This window comes from Pseudomonas sp. NFPP02 (assembly GCF_900119355.1).
GTDB classification, from domain to species: domain Bacteria; phylum Pseudomonadota; class Gammaproteobacteria; order Pseudomonadales; family Pseudomonadaceae; genus Aquipseudomonas; species Aquipseudomonas paracarnis.
Map to the genome: position 1 here is coordinate 108,919 of NZ_FPJI01000005.1, position 19,486 is coordinate 128,404.

A 19,486-nucleotide genomic window follows, 5' to 3' on the forward strand; every position below is an offset into this window, starting at 1 on the left:
CCAGCCATCCTGGCGCAAAGGAGCAACTGTGACCCTGATTTACGGCCACCGCGGTGCCAAAGGCGAAGCACCGGAAAATACCCTGACCAGTTTTCAGGAATGTCTCAAACACGGCGTACGTCGTTGCGAACTGGACTTGCACCTGTCCATGGACGGCGAGTTGATGGTCATCCACGACCCGACCCTCAAGCGCACCACCGACCGGCGCGGCAAGGTCGTCGAGTACTCGGCGGCTGATTTGGTCAAGATGGACGCGCGCAAAGGCGGCCCAGGCTGGGTAAGCCCCTGCCCGATTCCACGCCTGGAGGAGTTGTTCGAACAGTGCGACTTCGATCACTGGCAACTGGAAGTCAAAAGCGCCTCGCGCACCCGTGCCGCAACCACTGTGCTGGCGATTCGCGAAATGGCTGTGCGCTTTGGCTTGATGGACAAGGTCACGGTCACGTCAAGCTCGCGGGAAGTGCTCAAGGCCGCCGTGGAACTCACCCCGGACCTGTCACGCGGACTGGTCGCCGAATATGCCTGGCTCGACCCGCTGAAGGTCGCGCAGAACTACGGCTGTGAGTATTTGGCATTGAACTGGACGCTGTGCACCCCCGAGCGGCTGGAAAAAGCCCAGCGCCAGGGCTTGCATGTGTCCGTGTGGACAGTCAACGAACCTGCGCTGATGCGCAGGCTCGCCGACTTCGGCGTAGATAGCCTGATTACAGACTTTCCCGGTTTGGCCACTGCCACTCTCGGGAATTACTGAAATCGGTCTCCCCGGCCGGCTCAGGCCACCGGCCGGAGCCGCTCAAAAAAGCCGGTTGAGGCCGTCGTAGGCCGCTACCCGATAGGCTTCGGCCATGGTCGGGTAGTTGAAGGTGGTGTTGACGAAATACTTGAGGGTATTTTGCTCACCTGGCTGGTTCATGATCGCCTGGCCGATGTGCACGATCTCCGAGGCCTGGTAGCCGAAGCAATGCACGCCGAGTACTTCCAGGGTTTCGCGGTGGAACAGGATTTTCAGCATGCCTTGCGGCTCACCGGCAATCTGCGCACGCGCCATGCTCTTGAAGAACGCCTTGCCCACTTCGTAAGGCACCTTGGCCTTGGTCAGTTCGTGCTCGTTCTTGCCGATCGAGCTGATCTCGGGAATCGTGTAGATCCCGGTCGGCACGTCGTTCACGTAGCGCCAGCTGCCATTGTCGACAATGCTGCCAGCGGCCGAGCGGCCCTGGTCATGGGCGGCACTGGCCAGGCTTGGCCAGCCGATCACGTCACCGGCGCCGTAGATGTTCGGCACGCAGGTGCGGTAGTTCTCATCCACTTCGATCTGGCCACGGCTGTTGACCTTGACCCCGATGTTTTCCATGCCCAGCTTGTCGGTGTTGCCGGTACGGCCGTTGCACCACAGCAAGGCGTCGGCCTTGATCTTCTTGCCGGACTTGAGGTGCAGGATCACCCCGTTGTCCAGGCCTTCGACCCGCTCGTACTCTTCGTTGTGGCGCACGGTGATGTTGTTGTTGCTGAAGTGGTAGCTCAACGCCTGGGAGATTTCCGAGTCGAGGAAGCTGAGCAACTGGTCGCGGTTGTCCACCAGTTCTACCAGTACACCCAGGCCACTGAAGATCGAGGCGTATTCACAGCCGATCACGCCGGCGCCGTAGATGATCAGTTTGCGCGGGGTATGGCCCAGGCTCAGGATGGTATCGCTATCGTAGATACGCGGGTGGTGGAAATCGATGTCCGCCGGGCGATACGGGCGCGAACCGGTGGCGATGATGATGTGCTTGGCCACCAGCTTCTCGACCACGCCATTGGCGCAGACCACTTCGACGGTTTGCTCGTCGGCAAAACTGCCGGTGCCGAAGAACAGGTCGACACGGTTACGGGCGTAGTAGCCGGTACGCGAGGCGACTTGCTTGGAGATGACTTTTTCAGCGCTTTTCAGTACGTCCGGGAACGAGAACCAGCGCGGCTCACCAATGGCCCGGAACATCGGGTTGGTATTGAACTGCATGATCTGCCGTACCGAGTGACGCAACGCCTTGGACGGGATGGTACCCAGGTGGGTGCAGTTACCGCCGACCTGGCGACGGCTATCAACCATCGCCACCTTGCGCCCTGCTTTGGCAGCGTTCATCGCCGCACCTTCTCCAGCTGGGCCGGAACCCAGTACCACCACGTCGTAGTTGTAGACAGCCATGCGTACTCCTCAGAACAGGCCAGGCGTACGATTGGACGCCGGGCTAAATCATGCCGCGGCCAGCGAGCATGAAGGACAATTTGGCTCAAGTGTGTGAACCGGGGCACAGTCTATAGAAGGCCGAGCGCCGCGAACATTAACCCTTGGTCGCGTCGTAGGCCAGTGTTGCCATACTACAGGACGCACATCAGCGCCGAATTCAGGATGAGCCATTATGCGACAACTATTTTTCTGTTTGATGCTGATGGTGTCGCTCACGGCGCACGCCAACGACGCACAGCGGCTCAAGCAGGCAAGCTTCCCCGCACAGGTCGAGGGGCTGGCCCTGAAAAACCAGGCGGTGTTCAACTATCTCTGGGCGGAGGTGTATGCCGCCGCGCTGTATGCACCCGCTGACCTGCCGGCAAAGCAGGCCTGGGACCAGCAGAAGGCTGTGCGCCTGGCGCTGTATTACTTTCGCGACATTGACCGCGATGATGTGATCAAGGCGGCCACCGTCACCTTGGAGCGCCAGCAAGCCAATGCCGGGTTGAACCCAGAGATAGCCAAGCTGCACGCGCGCTTTCGGGATATTCGCAGCGGTGATCGCTACGCCCTGGATTTTCGTCCGGGGCGCGGGTTGAATCTGGAGATTAATGGGCAGGTGGTGTTCAGCAGCCCGGACGCTGAATTAGCGAAGGCCTACCTGGGTATCTGGCTGGCGGCCAATGGGCTGTCGGACAGTTTGCGCAACACGCTACTCAAGTGATCGCGGTGTTGACCTTTCCATCGTCATCGCGGGCAAGCCCGCTCCCACAGGTAAATGCATTTCAACTGTGCGAGCTGGCTTGCCTGCGATAAGGCCCTCCCAGACACCACAAAACCCACAGGCATAAAAAAGCCCCGAACCAGTCGGGGCTTTTTCATTCAGCGCAAAGGCTTAGCGCGGAAACGCAGGCGGGTTGACCCCAGCCATGTCTTCCATCACGCGAACCACTTGGCAGCTGTAGCCGAACTCGTTGTCATACCACACGTACAGCACAACACGGTTGTCCTGGGTGATGGTCGCTTCGGCGTCCACCACACCAGCGTGGCGCGAGCCAACGAAGTCGGTGGAGACCACTTCCTGGGAATTGACGAAGTCGATCTGCTTATGCAGGTCGGAGTGCAGCGCCATGTAGCGCAGGTACTCGTTCATCTCTTCGCGGGTGGCGGCTTTCTCAAGGTTGAGGTTGAGAATGGCCATCGACACGTTCGGCGTCGGTACGCGGATCGCGTTACCGGTCAGCTTGCCGGCCAGCTCAGGCAGAGCCTTGGCAGCGGCCGTGGCAGCACCGGTCTCGGTGATCACCATGTTCAACGCGGCGCTACGGCCACGGCGATCGCCTTTGTGGAAGTTGTCGATCAGGTTCTGGTCGTTGGTGTACGAGTGAACGGTTTCAACGTGGCCGTTAACGATGCCGAACTTGTCATTCACAGCCTTGAGCACCGGCACGATGGCGTTGGTGGTGCAGGAAGCGGCAGACACGATCTTGTCGTCAGCGGTGATTTCAGCGTGGTTGATGCCGTGCACGATGTTCTTGAGCTTGCCCTTGCCAGGCGCGGTCAGCACAACGCGGTCGACACCCGGGCAAGCCAGGTGCTGGCCCAGGCCCTCGGCATCACGCCATACGCCGGTGTTGTCCACCAGCAGGGCGTTCTGGATGCCGTACTGGGTGTAATCCACCTCAGTCGGGTTCTTCGCGTAGATCACCTGGATCAGGTTACCGTTGGCGGTGATGGTGTTGTTTTCTTCGTCAATGGTGATGGTGCCGTTGAACGAGCCGTGTACCGAATCGCGACGCAGCAGGCTGGCGCGCTTGGTCAGGTCGTTTTCGGCGCCTTTGCGCACCACGATGGCGCGCAGACGCAGGCCGTCGCCGCCACCGGTTTTCTCGATCAGGATGCGCGCCAGCAGGCGGCCGATACGGCCAAAGCCGTACAACACCACATCGGTGCCTTTGCGGGCGGCAGCGTTTTGCTGGCCAACCACATCGGCCATTTCTTCACGTACGAACTGCTCGGCAGTGCGGCCGGCGCCTTCTTTACGGAATTTGTAGGCCAACTTGCCCAGGTCTACCGAAGCCGCGCCGAGCTTGAGCTCGCTCATGGCTTTGAGCAGTGGGAATGTTTCGTGGACGGAGAGTTCGCTGTCGTCGGCGGAGCGATGGCGCGCAAAGCGGTGCGCTTTGAGAATCGCGATGACAGACTGGTTGATCAGGCTGCGGCCATAGATCGAGCTCACCACATTGTTATTGCGGTACAGCTGACCGATAAGCGGAATCATCGCTTCAGCGAGTGCTTCACGGTCGATCCATTCACCAAGACACTGGTCGGGCTTCTGAGTCACGGGAACCTTCCACATGTAGGGGCAGAAAAAAGGGGCTACATTATGTCGCCCGACTGAGCGTTGAGCAATGCGCGAAGGGCAACAAAAAGCCCTTGCAAAAAAATACCACCGCGCTACAGCCCAGGAAACACGCGGGTTCCAGAAGGCCACTAGTTTGGCGAGTAGGCCGACTTGTCCGTAACTCTCCTAAACATTCGCGCTTTTTGGCACTACATATTGAGTCAAAACCCGCCATTGTTTGTCTTAGCCACTACATTTCCTGCAAACCGTAATAGGCACAGTCAGCAACTGACAGGCGGCACCTGGGGCCGTTACAATTACTGACTTTGTCGCAACGCTTGGAGCTCAACCTTCCGTGCCCGTTCTGCGTCTACCGCTACTCCCTGCCGCGGCAGGTAAACAGCACTGGGGCAACCTGCCCGGTGCCGCCCTGAGCCTGGCCATTGCCGAGGCTGCCAGCGCAGCCAAGCGCTTTACCCTGCTGCTCACCGCCGACAGCCAAAGTGCCGAACGGTTGGAGCAGGAGCTGAGCTTCTTCGCCCCGGATTTGCCGGTGCTGCATTTTCCCGACTGGGAAACCCTGCCCTACGACCTGTTCTCGCCGCACCAGGACATCATCTCCCAGCGCATCGCCAGCCTGTACCGCTTGCCCGAACTGGCCCACGGCGTGCTGGTGGTGCCGATCACCACCGCCCTGCACCGCCTGGCACCGACCAAGTTCCTGCTCGGCAGCAGCCTGGTGCTGGACGTGGGCCAGAAGCTCGACGTCGAGCAGATGCGCACGCGCCTGGAAGCCAGCGGCTACCGCTGTGTCGACACGGTGTACGAGCACGGTGAGTTCGCGGTGCGCGGCGCCTTGATCGACCTGTTCCCGATGGGCAGCAAGTTGCCGTACCGCATCGACCTGTTCGATGACGAGATCGAGACGCTGCGCACCTTTGACCCGGAGAACCAGCGTTCCATCGACAAGGTCGACTCGATCAAGCTGCTGCCGGCGCGGGAATTCCCGTTGCAAAAAGACGCGGTAACACGCTTCAAGGCGCGCTTTCGTGAGCGCTTCGATGTGGACTTCCGTCGCTGCCCGATCTTCCAGGACTTGAGCAGCGGGATTACACCTGCCGGTATCGAGTACTACCTGCCGTTGTTCTTCGACGAAACCTCCACCCTCTTCGACTACCTGCCGCAGGACACCCAGGTGTTCTCGCTGCCGGGTATCGAACAGGCGGCGGAAAACTTCTGGAACGATGTGCGCAACCGCTACGAAGAACGTCGCGTCGATCCATCCCGGCCTTTATTGCCGCCCGCTGAACTGTTCCTGCCAGTTGAAGACTGCTTCGCGCGCCTGAAAAACTGGCCGCGTGTAGTAGCCAGCCAGCAGGACGTGGACGCCGGCAGTGGCCGCGAGCGTTTCCCGGCGAGCGCGTTGCCCGATTTGGCGATCCAGGCCAAAGCCACGCAACCGCTGGAGGCGCTGTCGAACTTCCTCGGCGACTTCCCGGGCCGCGTGCTGTTTACCGCCGAATCCGCCGGGCGTCGCGAAGTGCTGCTGGAGCTGTTGGAACGCCTGAAGCTGCGGCCGAAAACCGTCGACAGCTGGCCGGATTTTGTCGCCAGCAAAGAGCGCCTGGCAATCACCATCGCGCCGCTGGACGAAGGGCTGCAGCTGGATGACCCGGCGCTGGCCTTGATCGCCGAAAGCCCGCTGTTCGGCCAGCGCGTGATGCAGCGCAGGCGCCGGGAAAAACGCGCCGATGCCAACAACGACGCGGTGATCAAGAACCTCACCGAGCTGCGCGAAGGCGCGCCGGTGGTGCATATCGACCACGGTGTAGGCCGCTACCTGGGCTTGCAGACCCTGGAGATCGACAACCAGGCCGCCGAATTCCTCACCATGGAATACGCCGAGGGCGCCAAGCTCTACGTGCCGGTGGCCAACCTGCACCTGATCGCCCGCTACACCGGCAGCGACGACGCCTTGGCGCCGTTGCACCGCCTGGGCTCCGAGACCTGGCAGAAAGCCAAGCGCAAGGCCGCCGAACAGGTGCGCGACGTGGCCGCCGAACTGCTCGACATCTATGCCCGCCGTGCTGCCCGCGAAGGTTATGCCTTCGCTGACCCCAAAGCCGATTACGCCACCTTCAGTGCGGGCTTCGCCTTCGAAGAAACCCCGGACCAGCAAACCACCATCGAAGCGGTGCGCGCCGACATGCTCGCGCCCAAGCCGATGGACCGCCTGGTGTGTGGCGACGTGGGCTTCGGCAAGACCGAAGTGGCCATGCGTGCAGCCTTTATTGCGGTACACGGCGGTCGCCAGGTGGCGATCCTGGTGCCAACCACCCTGCTTGCCCAGCAGCACTACAACAGCTTCCGCGACCGCTTTGCCGACTGGCCGGTGACCGTGGAGGTGATGAGCCGCTTCAAGTCCGCCAAGGAAGTGAATGCCGCCGTCGCCGATCTGGCCGAGGGCAAAATCGACATCGTCATCGGTACTCACAAGCTGCTGTCGGACGATGTGAAGATCAAGAACCTGGGCCTGGTGATCATCGACGAAGAACACCGCTTTGGTGTGCGCCAGAAAGAACAGCTCAAGGCCCTGCGCAGTGAAGTCGATATCCTCACCCTCACCGCCACGCCAATTCCGCGCACGCTGAACATGGCGGTGTCGGGCATGCGCGACCTGTCGATCATCGCCACGCCACCGGCGCGTCGCCTGTCGGTGCGCACCTTCGTGATGGAGCAGAACAAGAGCACGGTCAAGGAAGCCCTGCTGCGCGAACTGCTGCGCGGCGGCCAGGTGTATTACCTGCACAACGATGTAAAAACCATCGAGAAATGCGCCGCCGACCTCGCCGAGCTGGTGCCGGAAGCCCGTATCGCCATTGGCCATGGGCAGATGCGCGAGCGCGAACTCGAACAGGTGATGAGCGACTTCTACCACAAGCGCTTCAACGTGCTGATCGCCTCGACCATCATCGAGACCGGCATCGACGTGCCGAGCGCCAACACCATCATCATCGAGCGTGCCGACAAGTTCGGCCTGGCGCAGCTGCACCAATTGCGCGGTCGCGTCGGGCGCAGTCACCACCAGGCCTATGCCTACCTGCTCACACCGCCGCGCCAGCAGATCACTTCCGATGCGGAAAAACGCCTGGAAGCGATCGCCAATACCCAGGACCTCGGGGCCGGCTTTGTATTGGCCACCAATGACCTGGAAATCCGGGGTGCCGGTGAATTGCTCGGCGACGGCCAGAGCGGGCAGATCCAGGCGGTGGGTTTCACGCTGTATATGGAGATGCTCGAACGCGCGGTAAAAGCCATTCGCAAAGGCGAACAACCGAACCTCGACCAACCCTTGGGCGGCGGCCCGGAAATCAACCTGCGCTTGCCGGCGCTGATTCCCGAAGACTACCTGCCGGATGTGCATGCACGGTTGATCCTGTACAAGCGCATTGCCTCGGCGGCCGACGAAGAAGGCCTCAAGGACTTGCAGGTAGAGATGATCGACCGTTTTGGCCTGCTGCCGGAACCGACCAAGAACCTGGTGCGCCTGACCCTGCTCAAGTTGCAGGCCGAGCAGTTGGGTATCAAGAAAGTCGACGCAGGGCCGCAAGGCGGACGTATCGAATTCGAAGCGCAGACGCCGGTCGACCCGTTGGTGCTGATCAAGCTGATCCAGGGCCAGCCCAACCGCTACAAGTTCGAAGGGGCTACGCTGTTCAAGTTCATGGTGCCGATGGAACGTGCCGAAGAACGCTTCAACACCTTGGAGGCGCTGTTTGAACGCCTCATTCCGAAATCCGTTTAAGGACGCCCCCATGCGCGTGTTCCGCATTTTGAGCCTGTTGTTGGTGGTACTCGCACCTTCGGCCTTTGCCGACAGCCTGTATCAGGTGGAAATGATCCTGGTGCGCCAGAATGCAGAGCCGGTGATCAGTAGCCGCGCCGCGCCGGAAAACTGGGATGCCGGAGCGCCGCGCCTGGGTGAGCGGATGAGCCCGCCGCGCCTGGGCAATATCGTCGACAAGCTGCGCGCCGACGCCAACTACACGGTATTGGCCCACAAGGCCTGGGAACAGAACCTTGGCGAGCAAGCGGTGAAGGTGGCGATCACCGACGGCCAGGAGCAATTCGGCCAGTTCCCTATCGAAGGGGTGTTGAGCCTGCAACTGGGGCGCTTTACCGATATCGACGCGGACTTCTGGATCAACCAGTTCGATGGCAACGGCAGCGTGATCGCCAGCGAACACTTGAGCCAGAAAGACGTGCGCACCAAGAACAACCAGCTCAACTACCTGGACGGCGGCCACCTGGCGCTGCTGATCAAGATCACCTCGCTGACCGCCAAGCCACCCAGCGCACCACCGCCCGACCTTCAGGACTGATTGCGCGCCATGCCCCTGACGTCGTCGTTGACCAAACCCCTGGCCCCTTCGTGGGCCAATCGCTTCAAAGAGCAAAGCCTCGAGCGCGGGCGGCGCTACGCCCTGGAGAACCGCGTGCGCATCGTCGAGTGCGGCGACAGCACCATCACCGCCAGTTGCGAAGGCTCGGGTGGCAACGTTTACCGCCAGACCATCTCACTGCGCGAATCGGCCAAGGGCCTGCTGATCCTGGTGGACAGCCGCTGCACGTGCCCGGTGCACACCAACTGCAAACACATCGCGGCGGTGCTGCTCAAGGTCCAGGAAACCCTGGCCTACCCGGCAGCGGCCCAGGATGCGCAACTGCTGGAAAAACTCCAGGCCGTGCTCGATAACCGCGTTGTCCTGCCGCAGGTGGTGATGGACGACGTGCAACCGGTGCCACGCCTGTGGCTGGCCAGCGTGGAATTCAGCGCGTTCGAGCCGCGCAACGGCAAGATGCAGCGCTATATCCAGCACCGTGCGGCGCTGTCGTTCAACTACCTGGGCAACTATGTCAGCGGGCAAAAAAATGCCGACATCATTGTGCGCCAGGAGACGCAGAGCTTGCGAATCAAGCGCCAACCAGAGCAAGAACAGGCCTATCGCGAACACCTGCGCCTGCTTGGCTTCAAGATCGCCACGCGCCAGAGCAAGGCCCTGCCGGAAAGCGCCGGCGAGCTGTTCGAGATGGTCAATGACAGTGCCTGGCTGAACTTCACCCTCAATGTGTCGCCCACTTTGCGTGCCGAGGGTTGGGAGCTGCAGATCGATGAAGACTTCGGCTTTGACCTCAGCCCCGTCGATGACTGGTATGCCACGGTCGATGAAGGGCCGGAACGCGATTGGTTCGACCTGGAGCTGGGCATCATCGTCAACGGCGAACGCTTGAGCCTGCTGCCGATCCTGCTGAACCTGATGCGCTCTCATACCGAGATCCTCAACCCGGAGAAACTCGCGCGGCGCCGCGATGAAGAGCTGATCCTGGTGAACATCCCCGGCCTGCCCAACGGCCACGGCCCGCTGCAAGTGGCGCTGCCCTACGGCCGCTTGAAGCCGGTACTGGCGACCCTCGGCGAGTTCTACCTGCAGGAAGCCGGCACCACCGCGCTGCGCTTGGCCAAGGCCGACGCCATACGCCTCAACCCGCTGGAAGACCTGCCTCTGCAATGGGAAGGCGGCGAGAAGATCCGCAACTTCGCCCAGCGTCTGCGCGATATCAAGGATTTCACCTGCGTGGCGCCCGAAGGTCTGAATGCGACCTTGCGCCCCTACCAGCTGGAAGGTCTGAGCTGGATGCAGTCGCTGCGCCAACTGGAGGTGGGTGGGATACTCGCGGATGACATGGGCCTGGGCAAAACCTTGCAGACCCTGGCGCACATCCTCACCGAAAAAAACGCAGGGCGCCTTGATCGGCCGTGCATGGTCGTGATGCCTACCAGCCTGATTCCGAATTGGCTTGATGAGGCGGCGCACTTCACCCCGCAGTTGAGAGTGCAGGCACTTTATGGCGCAGGACGTAAGAAACATTTCGCCAACCTGAATGACTACGACCTGTTGCTGACCACCTACGCCCTGCTGCCCAAGGACATTGAACAGCTCGCCGCCCTGCCCTTGCACGTCTTGATCCTGGATGAAGCGCAGTACATCAAAAACCCGTCCAGCAAGGCGGCCCAGGCCGCACGCGAGCTGAATGCCCGCCAGCGCCTGTGCCTGAGCGGCACGCCTTTGGAAAACCACTTGGGCGAGCTGTGGTCGCTGTTCCACTTCCTGTTGCCAGGTTGGCTGGGCGACGTGAAGAGCTTCAACCGTGATTACCGCGTGCCGATTGAAAAACGTGCCAGCGAGGTGCGATTGCAGCACCTCAACGGTCGGATCAAACCCTTCCTGCTACGCCGCACCAAGGAACAAGTGGCAACCGAACTGCCACCCAAGACCGAAATCATCCACTGGGTCGACCTCAACGAGGCCCAGCGCGACGTGTACGAAACCATGCGCCTGGCCATGGATAAAAAGGTCCGCGACGAGATCACCCGCAAGGGCGTGGCCCGCAGCCAGATCATCATCCTCGAAGCCCTGCTCAAACTGCGCCAGGTGTGCTGCGACTTGCGCCTGGTCAACGACGCCACCCTGCCCGCCCGTGGTAGCAGCTCGGGCAAGCTCGACAGCCTGATGGACATGCTCGACGAGCTGTTTGCCGAAGGCCGCCGGATCCTGCTGTTCTCACAGTTCACCTCGATGCTGAGCCTGATCGAGGCCGAACTGAAAAAGCGCGGCATTGCCTACGCCCTGCTGACCGGCCAGACCCGGGATCGACGTACACCGGTGAAGGATTTCCAGAGCGGTAAGTTGCAGATCTTTTTGATCAGCCTGAAGGCCGGCGGCGTCGGCTTGAACCTGACCGAAGCCGACACGGTTATCCACTATGACCCCTGGTGGAACCCGGCCACGGAAAACCAGGCCACCGACCGTGCGTACCGCATCGGGCAGGAAAAGCCGGTGTTCGTGTACAAGATGATTGCCCGGGGCACGGTGGAGGAGAAAATCCAGCACTTGCAGAAGGAGAAGTCCGATCTGGCTGCGGGCGTGCTGGATGGGCGAACCACGGGGGATTGGCAGTTGGGCAATGACGAGATTGAAGCGTTGTTCGCGCCGTTGCCCAACAAGCAAGAGAAGCGCTGACTGTTAGGCCGCCTTCGCGAGCAAGCCAGCTCCCACACCTGAATGTATTCACAAATCAAAATGTGGGAGCTGGCTTGCCTGCGATGGCCGCGCTTCGGTTTTCAGTCGATCAACTGCGCATCACGCAACGCAGTAAGCGCTGTCAGCCAACGCGGATCCTGTTTGTAATCAGTCGACGCAACCGCCTGCCCACGCATACGCGCAATCCGCGCCGATGGCGTGACCTTCATCCGCTGTGCTGCACTGAGCGCCAGCTCGGCCGCCGCACGGTCATTGCACACCAAGCCCATGTCACAACCGGCGGTCAGCGCCGCTTCGATACGACTGGCCGCATCGCCGACCACATGGGCCCCGGCCATGGACAGGTCATCACTGAAGATCACCCCGTCGAACTGCAACTCACCGCGCAGGATGTCCTGCAACCAGCGACGCGAAAAACCAGCAGGCTGGGCATCGACCTGCGGGTAGATGACGTGCGCCGGCATCACGGCGGCCAATTGCTTGCTCAGGCGTGCGAAAGGCACCAGGTCGTTGGCGCGAATCTGTTCCAGGCTGCGCTCGTCATTGGGAATGGCGACGTGGGAATCGGCCTCGGCCCAACCATGGCCAGGGAAGTGCTTGCCGGTGGCGGCCATGCCGGCGCTGTTCATGCCACGGATAAATGCGCCCGCGAGCACGGCAGCGCGCTCGGGGTCACCTTCGAAAGCACGGGTACCGACCACGGCGCTGCGTTGGTAGTCGAGGTCCAGCACGGGGGCAAAACTCAGGTCCAGGCCCACCGCCAGCACCTCGGTGGCCATGATCCAGCCGCACTGCTCAGCCAGGTATTCAGCGTTGGGGTTATCCGCCAGCGCACGCATGGCCGGCAGGCGCACGAAGCCTTGGCGCAGACGCTGTACGCGGCCGCCTTCCTGGTCCACGGCCAGCAGCAGGTCCGGGCGCACTGCGCGAATGGCTGCGCTCAATTCGCGAACCTGACGCGGGTGCTCGATATTGCGCGCAAAAATGATCAGACCGCCCACTTCCGGTTGGCGCAACAGATGACGATCCTCGGCCGTGAGCCAGGTACCGGCGACGTCGACCATCAAAGAACCTTGCAGGGCAGCAGTCATAAACCTTCCTTAAATAACGCACACAACCCGTGGTCCCTGCCAGGCAGGGCAAGGACGACGGGTTGCGAATAAATAGCTGAAATCGGCATGGCGGCTAGCTTAGCGGATGCAAGCGACCGCGCCCACCCGCAGCGATCAAACCTTGGCGGCGACCGGTACGGTTTTACTGCGCGGGCGCAACTGGGCGGTGGCCATGGCCGGGTCGGTGACGCCGGTTTCGGCGCGCATGCCAGCGGCAAGGAACGGCACCATCAGGCGCATGACTTGCTCGATGGACGTGTTCACACCGAAATCGGTCTCGGCAATTGCCCGCAACGCCTTGATACCCGACATGCTGAAAGCTGCGGCACCGAGCATGAAATGCACACGCCAGAACAGTTCGATAGGCGGAATACGCGGCGCCGCTTCGTTGACCAGCAGCATATAGCGGCGGAACACCTTGCCGTACATGTCTTCCAGATAACGGCGCAAGTGGCCCTGGCTCTGGCTGAACGCCAGGCCAAGCAGGCGCATGAAGATCGATAAATCGTTGCCGCTACGGGGCTGCACGACCAACGCTTGCTCCACGAGGATTTCCAGCAGCTCTTCCAGGCTGGGCTTGTGATCGGCCTTGGCCTGGCGGCGCTCCAGCTCACGGTCGAGGCTTGCGCAGAACGGGCCCAGAAAGCGTGAGAACACCGCCTGGATCAGAGCCTTTTTCGAGCCGAAGTGGTAATTCACGGCGGCCAGGTTGACCCCAGCCTTGCTGGTGATCAGACGCAATGAAGTTTCAGCAAATCCTTTTTCCGCGAACAATTGCTCGGCAGCATCGAGAATGCGTTCAACGGTTTCCGACTGGGCCATGGCTACTCCGCCTGACAAACACTTGTTTGAAACATACGTTTCAGAGTGTGTCTTGTCAAGCCTGCGGGTCCGCTTTGCGGCTGGTCGGTCATCTGTTTCACCGCTATTTAATCATATCCTCGCAGCTCTGTAGGCAGCGCCGCTTCTGCTCTGTAGGACGGCTGACGGATGACCGTCCAGCGGAGCCGCCAAAAAGGATGATTGCCAAGCGCAGTTCACTGTATATAATCCCAGTCACTGTATAAAAAGACAGAGCGATCAACATGCTAAAACTGACGCCACGCCAAGCTGAGATTCTGGCTTTTATCAAGCGCTGCCTTGATGACAATGGTTACCCGCCTACCCGTGCGGAGATTGCCCTGGAATTGGGGTTCAAGTCCCCGAACGCCGCCGAGGAACACCTCAAGGCACTCGCTCGCAAAGGTGCGATCGAGATGACCCCCGGTGCTTCGCGGGGTATTCGCATCCCTGGCTTCGAAGCCAAGGCAGACGAGTCGACATTGCCGATCATCGGTCGCGTCGCCGCAGGTGCGCCGATCCTGGCGCAGCAGCACGTCGAGGAATCCTGCAACATCAACCCGACCTTCTTCCATCCGCGTGCCGACTACCTGTTGCGTGTGCACGGCATGAGCATGAAGGACGTGGGCATCTTCGACGGTGACCTGCTGGCCGTGCATACCACCCGCGAAGCCCGCAATGGCCAGATCGTCGTTGCCCGTATCGGCGACGAGGTCACGGTCAAACGCTTCAAGCGCGAAGGCAGCAAGGTCTGGCTCCTGGCCGAAAACCCTGAGTTTGCCCCGATCGAAGTCAACCTGAAAGACCAGGACCTGGTGATCGAAGGCTTGAGTGTCGGCGTCATTCGCCGTTAAAGGAGGCATCATGCAGCTCGTGCACACCCCACAACACACACAACTGTCGCTGTTCGAGGCCTTCATGGCCCAGCCCCTTGCGCCAATCCTCAAGGAAACGGTCGAAGCCCCCTGGGGCGGCGAACCTGAGGCGTTCAGTGAATTGTCGTTGCGCGGTGCGGCTGAGAGCTGCCTGAACCTGCTGGCACCTATCCTGCGCGAATTGAGCGAAGATCAGGACGCCCGCTGGCTGACATTGATCGCCCCGCCCGCCAGCCTCACCCAGGCCTGGCTGCGGGACGCCGGACTCAACCGCGAGCGTATCCTGTTGCTGCAACCACGCGGCGCACAAAGCGCCCAGCAACTAACCTGCGAAGCCTTGCGCCTGGGCCGTAGCCATACGGTGGTGAGCTGGTTGAACCCGCTGAATGCCAGCGCCAAGCAGCAACTGATCAGCGCTGCGCGCACGGGTGATGCACAGAGTTTGAATATTCGATTGGGGTAATGATGGGCGCGCCACAGAAGCAGCCTTCACGAAGGACTCAGTGAAGAACGCGCGGCCCTTCTTCTTTCTCCGGCTCGCCTTCGGCAAGGCGACCTGCCATCTGCACACCCACGCTCAACATGGCTTTAGCCACTTCGACGTGCTGGCCTTGCAGGAAGACTTTGGCGTCTTCGGAGAAATCCAGAATAACCAGAGAACCCTCGTCCTCCGCCCGGCGCAGTTCGATTCGGCCGTCAGGCAGTTCAACAATTTCCAGAAAGGACGTTGGCATAAAAGTCTGTTCTCCACGAAAGGCCTGGGATTATATCAGTCATCCACCCAGCCTCGCAGGAGATATGGACAGGTTTGTTGACGGCTTGATGAATGGTGCCCTAGGGAACACGCTTCTCTGTGTGGGAGCTGGCTTGCCTGCGATGGCGGTGGGTCAGGTATCACAGGGCTTTTCTGACTCGCCTCTATCGCAGCATGGGCATCACAGAACTTTGCAAGCTGTAGCAGCCAACGGTAACCACGATGCGAAGCGAGCCACTCCTGATCTTGATCTGCTTGTGATCTTGATCTGGCTTTAGGCGCCCCGTTAAACCACGCTGGCCGAACGCAGGCTTGAATTCGTGGGTAACCTGGCAGGACGCCAGGTTAGCCGCCCCGCGCCATGGATGGCGCGGGGCGGCGGCCCACGGATTCAAGGCTGTGTTCGGGCACGCCGAGCCTAGGCGAGGTGCCGAGTGGTGGGGCAAGAGCGCTTTGGTTACTTTCGCGCTTTTCGAAAGTGACCCGCCGTCAGGCGGAACCCTAAGTGGCCGTTACCGCAGGAATGGATATGTACTCGGTATAACAGGGTCGCCTGTCAGGCGGCCATCGCAGGCAAGCCAGCTCCCACAGTTTGATCGCAGGGAATCAGGTGGATAGGTGTCGGCTGGCAGGCCGCCATCGCGAGCAAGCCCACACACAGATTGAACGCGGGGCATCAGCTCGATAGGTGTCGCCTGGCAGGCCGTCATCGCAGGCAAGCCAGCTCCCACATTTGGATCCTAGGGCGTCAGGTAGATAAGCGTCGGCCGTCCGGCCGTCGCGGGAGCAAGCTCCATCGCCACAGGTTCAGCGTCGCTGCGCAGCCAGCCCCCTCATTTACTCCTTCAGCACTCGTTGAGCCCTTCACGAAAGCGCAGCGCCATCTTCTTCAACTCCTGGCGCCAGCCTTCCAACTCCTCACGGCTCAACGGCTTGGGCTCATCCTGCTCCAAGGCCACGGCGACAATCAGCGGCTGGGTGACATCCCCCTTGGGCACATGGGGAATACGCGGCGGCTGAAACATATCCGCATGGGCTTTGAGCAGCCGCGCCACCCAACTGTCGGGGCTCTGGGCCATTTCCACCAGTTCGGCCAACTCGGGGATCGCCATGGCGTCCAGCACTTCACGATTCATGATCATTTCTGCACGCGGCGCACCGGCCTGGGGTAGGCGGTAGAACCCGGCGATTTCATGGCACAGCCCCAGCAAGGCACCGTACAGGTGGAACAACGCCGCTTCGCGCCCCGCCTGTACCAGCGCGATGGCGTTCATCTCTTTCCCTTCCTCGGCACGGCCAAGGGCCTCCAGGGATAAACCCGCGAAGTAAATTTTCTGATTGGTACGGGTATAGAGTTCGTTGGCCATGACGGCAATCTCCACAACGAATAGGCGTGATGCTGACTGGGTAGGAGCGAGCTTGCTGTGGCGAGGGAGCTTGCCCCCGCTCGACTGCGTAGCAGTCGCCAGCTATTGGGGGCGCTTCGCACCCCAGCGCAAGCAAGCTTGCTCGCCACAACAAGCTCAATCCTACAGTAAGCAAAAGCCGTCTATACAGACGGCTTTTGGCGTTAACAGACTAGCGGATCAAGCGCCCTGGCGCTTGTCCTCGACCTTCCACTTGCCGCCGTCGTAGAACGCTTTCCAGCCAGTAGGCTTGCCGTCCACTTCGGTCTGCACGTACTGCTCCTTGGTCTTGCGGCTGTAGCGGATCACGGCTGGACGACCATCCGGGTCCTTCTTCGGCGCTTCACACAGGAAGTGGTACTTTGGATCGATCTCGTCCTTGTGCGGCACGATCTCCATCACCAGTGGCGCACGGGTCTCGCGGTTTTTCGGGAACTGGCTCGCAGCCAGGAACAGTCCCGAAGCGCCGTCACGCAGAATGTAGGTGTCGTTGACCTTCTCGCACTTGAGCTCGGGCATTTTCACCGGGTCCATCTTCGGCGGCGCCGCGTCACCGCTTTTCAGCAGTTTGCGGGTGTTCTTGCAGGTTGGGTTGGTGCACCCGAAGAACTTGCCGAAACGGCCAGTCTTGAGCTGCATCTCGCTGCCGCACTTGTCGCATTCCAGGCTCGGGCCTTCATAGCCCTTGATGCGATAGGTGCCCTCTTCGATCTCGTAGCCGTTGCAATCAGGGTTGTTACCACAGATGTGCAGCTTGTGCTTCTCGTCCAGCAGGTAGGCGTCCATCGCCGTGCTGCAGATCGGGCAGCGATGCTTGCCACGCAGCACCAGCGACTCGGACTCACCCTCGTCGTCAGCCGCGATTTCATCGCCCGGTACCAGGTTGACGGTCGCCTTGCAGCGCTCTTTGGGCGGCAGGCTGTAGCCCGAGCAACCGAGGAACACGCCGGTGGAGGCGGTACGAATCTGCATCGGTCGACCGCAGGTAGTGCACGGAATATCCGTCATCACCGGCTGGTTGGCGCGCATCCCGTTCTCGGGGTTCTCAGCCACTTCGAGCTTTTTCTTGAAGTCGCCGTAGAACTCGTCCAGCACGTTTTTCCAGTCGCGTTCGCCCTGGGCCACGTCATCGAGGTTCTCTTCCATGCCGGCAGTGAAGCCGTAGTCCATCAGGTTGGAGAAGCTCTCCGACAGACGCTCGGTCACGATGTCACCCATCTTTTCCGAATAGAAACGACGGTTGTGCAACGCAACGTAGCCACGGTCCTGGATGGTGGAAATGATCGCCGCGTAGGTCGACGGACGACCGATACCGCGCTTCTCCATCTCTTTCACCAGGCTGGCTTCGGAATAACGCGCCGGTGGCTTGGTGAAGTGCTGGGACGGGTCGAGCTTGATCAGCTTCAGCGTGTCGCCCTGGGCCATGTCCGGCAGCACATCATCATCGCCAGGCTTGGCGATCTGCGGCATCACACGGGTGTAGCCGTCGAACTTGAGGATACGGCCCTTGGCACGCAACTCGAAATCGCCCGCGCCCACGCTGACGGTAGTAGACAGGTATTGCGCCGGCAGCATCTGGCAGGCCAGGAACTGGCGCCAGATCAGCTCGTAGAGGCGCTCAGCGTCGCGCTCCATGCCGCTCAGCTTGGCAGGCGTGGTGTTGGCGTCAGAAGGACGAATCGCTTCGTGAGCCTCTTGTGCGCCTTCCTTGCTGCTGTAGACGTTCGGCTTCTCCGGCAGGTAGGTCTTGCCGAATTCGCTTTCAATATAGGTACGCGCCATCGCCACCGCGTCTTGCGAGAGGTTGGTGGAGTCCGTACGCATATAGGTGATGTAGCCAGCCTCATACAGACGCTGGGCCATCATCATGGTCTTCTTCACCCCGAAGCCCAGGCGGTTGCTCGCGGCCTGTTGCAGGGTGGAGGTGATGAACGGCGCCGACGGCTTGCTGCTGGTCGGTTTGTCTTCACGCTTGACGATGCTGTAGCTGGAAGCCTTGAGCTTCTCCAGCGCGGCCATGGCCTGGGCTTCGTTCAGCGGTTTGAAGGCCTCGCCTTTCTCACGGGCCACTTCAAAGCGCACATTGGCGCCCTTGGCAGTGCCGAGGTCGGCGTGGACTTCCCAGTATTCTTCAGGAATGAACGCACGGATCTCGCGCTCACGTTCCACCACCAGCTTCACCGCAACCGATTGCACACGGCCGGCGGACAGACCACGAGCGATCTTCGCCCACAGCAGTGGCGAGACCATGTAGCCGACGACGCGGTCGAGGAAGCGACGGGCCTGCTGGGCGTTGACACGGTCGATGTCCAGCTCGCCCGGCTTGGAGAAGGCTTCCTGAATGGCTTTCTTGGTGATTTCGTTGAACACCACGCGCTTGTAGCGGCTGTCATCACCGCCGATGGCTTCGCGCAGGTGCCAGGCAATGGCTTCCCCTTCGCGGTCCAAGTCCGTCGCGAGATAGATGGTGTCAGCATCTTTGGCGAGCCGGCGCAGCTCTTCGATGACCTTTTCCTTGCCCGGAAGGATTTCGTACTTGGCCTTCCAGCCATGGTCCGGGTCCACACCCATGCGCGAAACCAGTTGCTTGCGCGCTTTTTCTTTAGGCGTGAGTACCGGACCTTCGCCCGCGGCGGCCTTGCCGCGCTTGGCGGCAGGCTCCTTGCTGGCGCTAGCCGAACCGCTGGTGGGCAGGTCTCGGATATGGCCGATACTCGACTTCACCACGTACTCGTTGCCCAAGTACTTGTTGATGGTCTTGGCCTTAGCCGGGGATTCCACAATGACCAGCGATTTGCCCATGGATCGGAAAATTCCTGAATTCGAGAAGTGAAAGGCAG

The 19,486-nt window shown here is 60.8% G+C and carries 14 protein-coding genes; 7 read left to right on the forward strand and 7 right to left on the reverse strand.

The features are described from left to right. Positions 1–28 precede the first annotated feature (28 nt). Positions 29–751 (forward strand): glycerophosphodiester phosphodiesterase, encoded by a 723-nt coding sequence (locus BT204_RS10620; RefSeq protein WP_054919943.1) that lies wholly within the window; start codon positions 29–31, stop codon positions 749–751. A 42-nt stretch (positions 752–793) separates the two neighbouring features. Here BT204_RS10620 and sthA read toward each other — a convergent pair whose 3' ends face one another. After that, complete coding sequence (sthA, locus tag BT204_RS10625; RefSeq protein ID WP_003189670.1) at positions 794–2,188, reverse strand: Si-specific NAD(P)(+) transhydrogenase; 1,395 nt, start codon at positions 2,186–2,188, stop codon at positions 794–796. Between the two features lie 214 nt (positions 2,189–2,402). Here sthA and BT204_RS10630 point away from each other — a divergent pair, with 214 nt between their 5' ends. After that, the gene (locus BT204_RS10630; protein ID WP_072446775.1) at positions 2,403–2,936 is read left to right on the forward strand and encodes a chalcone isomerase family protein; all 534 of its coding nucleotides are present in this window, start codon (positions 2,403–2,405) and stop codon (positions 2,934–2,936) included. A gap of 171 nt (positions 2,937–3,107) precedes the next feature. Here the strand turns inward: BT204_RS10630 and BT204_RS10635 are convergent, their stop codons facing one another. After that, entirely contained in the window at positions 3,108–4,571 is a 1,464-nt protein-coding gene (locus BT204_RS10635; RefSeq protein ID WP_032873405.1) for a glyceraldehyde-3-phosphate dehydrogenase, read from the reverse strand. Between the two features lie 340 nt (positions 4,572–4,911). On the opposite strand from BT204_RS10635, the gene mfd reads away from it, so the two are divergent. From mfd to BT204_RS10650, 3 genes are read left to right on the forward strand one after another with little or no spacing between them, the layout of a single operon-like run. Then, complete coding sequence (gene mfd, locus BT204_RS10640) at positions 4,912–8,361, forward strand: transcription-repair coupling factor (protein WP_057975694.1); 3,450 nt, start codon at positions 4,912–4,914, stop codon at positions 8,359–8,361. A 10-nt stretch (positions 8,362–8,371) separates the two neighbouring features. Then, a complete protein-coding gene (locus BT204_RS10645) occupies positions 8,372–8,938 on the forward strand; it encodes a CsiV family protein (RefSeq protein WP_072446777.1) in 567 nt (188 codons plus the stop codon). A 9-nt stretch (positions 8,939–8,947) separates the two neighbouring features. Then, positions 8,948–11,638 (forward strand): DEAD/DEAH box helicase, encoded by a 2,691-nt coding sequence (locus BT204_RS10650; RefSeq protein WP_034126648.1) that lies wholly within the window; start codon positions 8,948–8,950, stop codon positions 11,636–11,638. 101 nt (positions 11,639–11,739) lie between these two features. Here the strand turns inward: BT204_RS10650 and nagZ are convergent, their stop codons facing one another. Next, positions 11,740–12,750, reverse strand: coding sequence for a beta-N-acetylhexosaminidase (nagZ, locus tag BT204_RS10655; protein ID WP_019818244.1), 1,011 nt, complete (start codon positions 12,748–12,750; stop codon positions 11,740–11,742). Positions 12,751–12,885: 135 nt separating this feature from the next. Further along, positions 12,886–13,593 carry a TetR/AcrR family transcriptional regulator gene (locus tag BT204_RS10660; RefSeq protein ID WP_034126647.1) on the reverse strand — a complete coding sequence of 236 codons (708 nt, stop codon included), beginning with the start codon at positions 13,591–13,593 and terminating at the stop codon, positions 12,886–12,888. Positions 13,594–13,856: 263 nt separating this feature from the next. Here BT204_RS10660 and lexA point away from each other — a divergent pair, with 263 nt between their 5' ends. Then, positions 13,857–14,465: a transcriptional repressor LexA gene (gene lexA / locus BT204_RS10665; protein ID WP_003172575.1), complete on the forward strand. Its 609-nt coding sequence runs from the start codon at positions 13,857–13,859 to the stop codon at positions 14,463–14,465. 10 nt (positions 14,466–14,475) lie between these two features. Further along, on the forward strand, positions 14,476–14,949 hold the full coding sequence (sulA, locus tag BT204_RS10670) for an SOS-induced cell division inhibitor SulA (protein ID WP_005786162.1): 474 nt from the start codon (positions 14,476–14,478) through the stop codon (positions 14,947–14,949). A gap of 37 nt (positions 14,950–14,986) precedes the next feature. On the opposite strand, the gene BT204_RS10675 is transcribed toward sulA, so the two are convergent. The 3 genes from BT204_RS10675 to topA all read right to left on the reverse strand — a co-directional run bounded on the left by BT204_RS10675 (position 14,987) and on the right by topA (position 19,448). Further along, positions 14,987–15,220: a hypothetical protein gene (locus BT204_RS10675; RefSeq protein ID WP_003189656.1), complete on the reverse strand. Its 234-nt coding sequence runs from the start codon at positions 15,218–15,220 to the stop codon at positions 14,987–14,989. Between the two features lie 865 nt (positions 15,221–16,085). Next, positions 16,086–16,607: a DUF6586 family protein gene (locus BT204_RS10690; protein ID WP_054898792.1), complete on the reverse strand. Its 522-nt coding sequence runs from the start codon at positions 16,605–16,607 to the stop codon at positions 16,086–16,088. A gap of 219 nt (positions 16,608–16,826) precedes the next feature. After that, positions 16,827–19,448 carry a type I DNA topoisomerase gene (gene topA, locus BT204_RS10695; protein ID WP_003189652.1) on the reverse strand — a complete coding sequence of 874 codons (2,622 nt, stop codon included), beginning with the start codon at positions 19,446–19,448 and terminating at the stop codon, positions 16,827–16,829. Positions 19,449–19,486: the final 38 nt, after the last annotated feature.

Excerpts from the sequence above, each read along its gene's own strand:
- sthA (WP_003189670.1), bottom strand. The coding sequence starts at position 2,188 with ATGGCTGTCTACAACTACGACGTGGTGGTACTGGGTTCCGGCCCAGCT.
- BT204_RS10630 (WP_072446775.1), top strand. The coding sequence starts at position 2,403 with ATGCGACAACTATTTTTCTGTTTGATGCTGATGGTGTCGCTCACGGCG.
- BT204_RS10635 (WP_032873405.1), bottom strand. The coding sequence starts at position 4,571 with ATGTGGAAGGTTCCCGTGACTCAGAAGCCCGACCAGTGTCTTGGTGAA.
- BT204_RS10645 (WP_072446777.1), top strand. The coding sequence starts at position 8,372 with ATGCGCGTGTTCCGCATTTTGAGCCTGTTGTTGGTGGTACTCGCACCT.
- BT204_RS10650 (WP_034126648.1), top strand. The coding sequence starts at position 8,948 with ATGCCCCTGACGTCGTCGTTGACCAAACCCCTGGCCCCTTCGTGGGCC.
- nagZ (WP_019818244.1), bottom strand. The coding sequence starts at position 12,750 with ATGACTGCTGCCCTGCAAGGTTCTTTGATGGTCGACGTCGCCGGTACC.
- BT204_RS10660 (WP_034126647.1), bottom strand. The coding sequence starts at position 13,593 with ATGGCCCAGTCGGAAACCGTTGAACGCATTCTCGATGCTGCCGAGCAA.
- lexA (WP_003172575.1), top strand. The coding sequence starts at position 13,857 with ATGCTAAAACTGACGCCACGCCAAGCTGAGATTCTGGCTTTTATCAAG.
- sulA (WP_005786162.1), top strand. The coding sequence starts at position 14,476 with ATGCAGCTCGTGCACACCCCACAACACACACAACTGTCGCTGTTCGAG.
- BT204_RS10675 (WP_003189656.1), bottom strand. The coding sequence starts at position 15,220 with ATGCCAACGTCCTTTCTGGAAATTGTTGAACTGCCTGACGGCCGAATC.
- BT204_RS10690 (WP_054898792.1), bottom strand. The coding sequence starts at position 16,607 with ATGGCCAACGAACTCTATACCCGTACCAATCAGAAAATTTACTTCGCG.
- topA (WP_003189652.1), bottom strand. The coding sequence starts at position 19,448 with ATGGGCAAATCGCTGGTCATTGTGGAATCCCCGGCTAAGGCCAAGACC.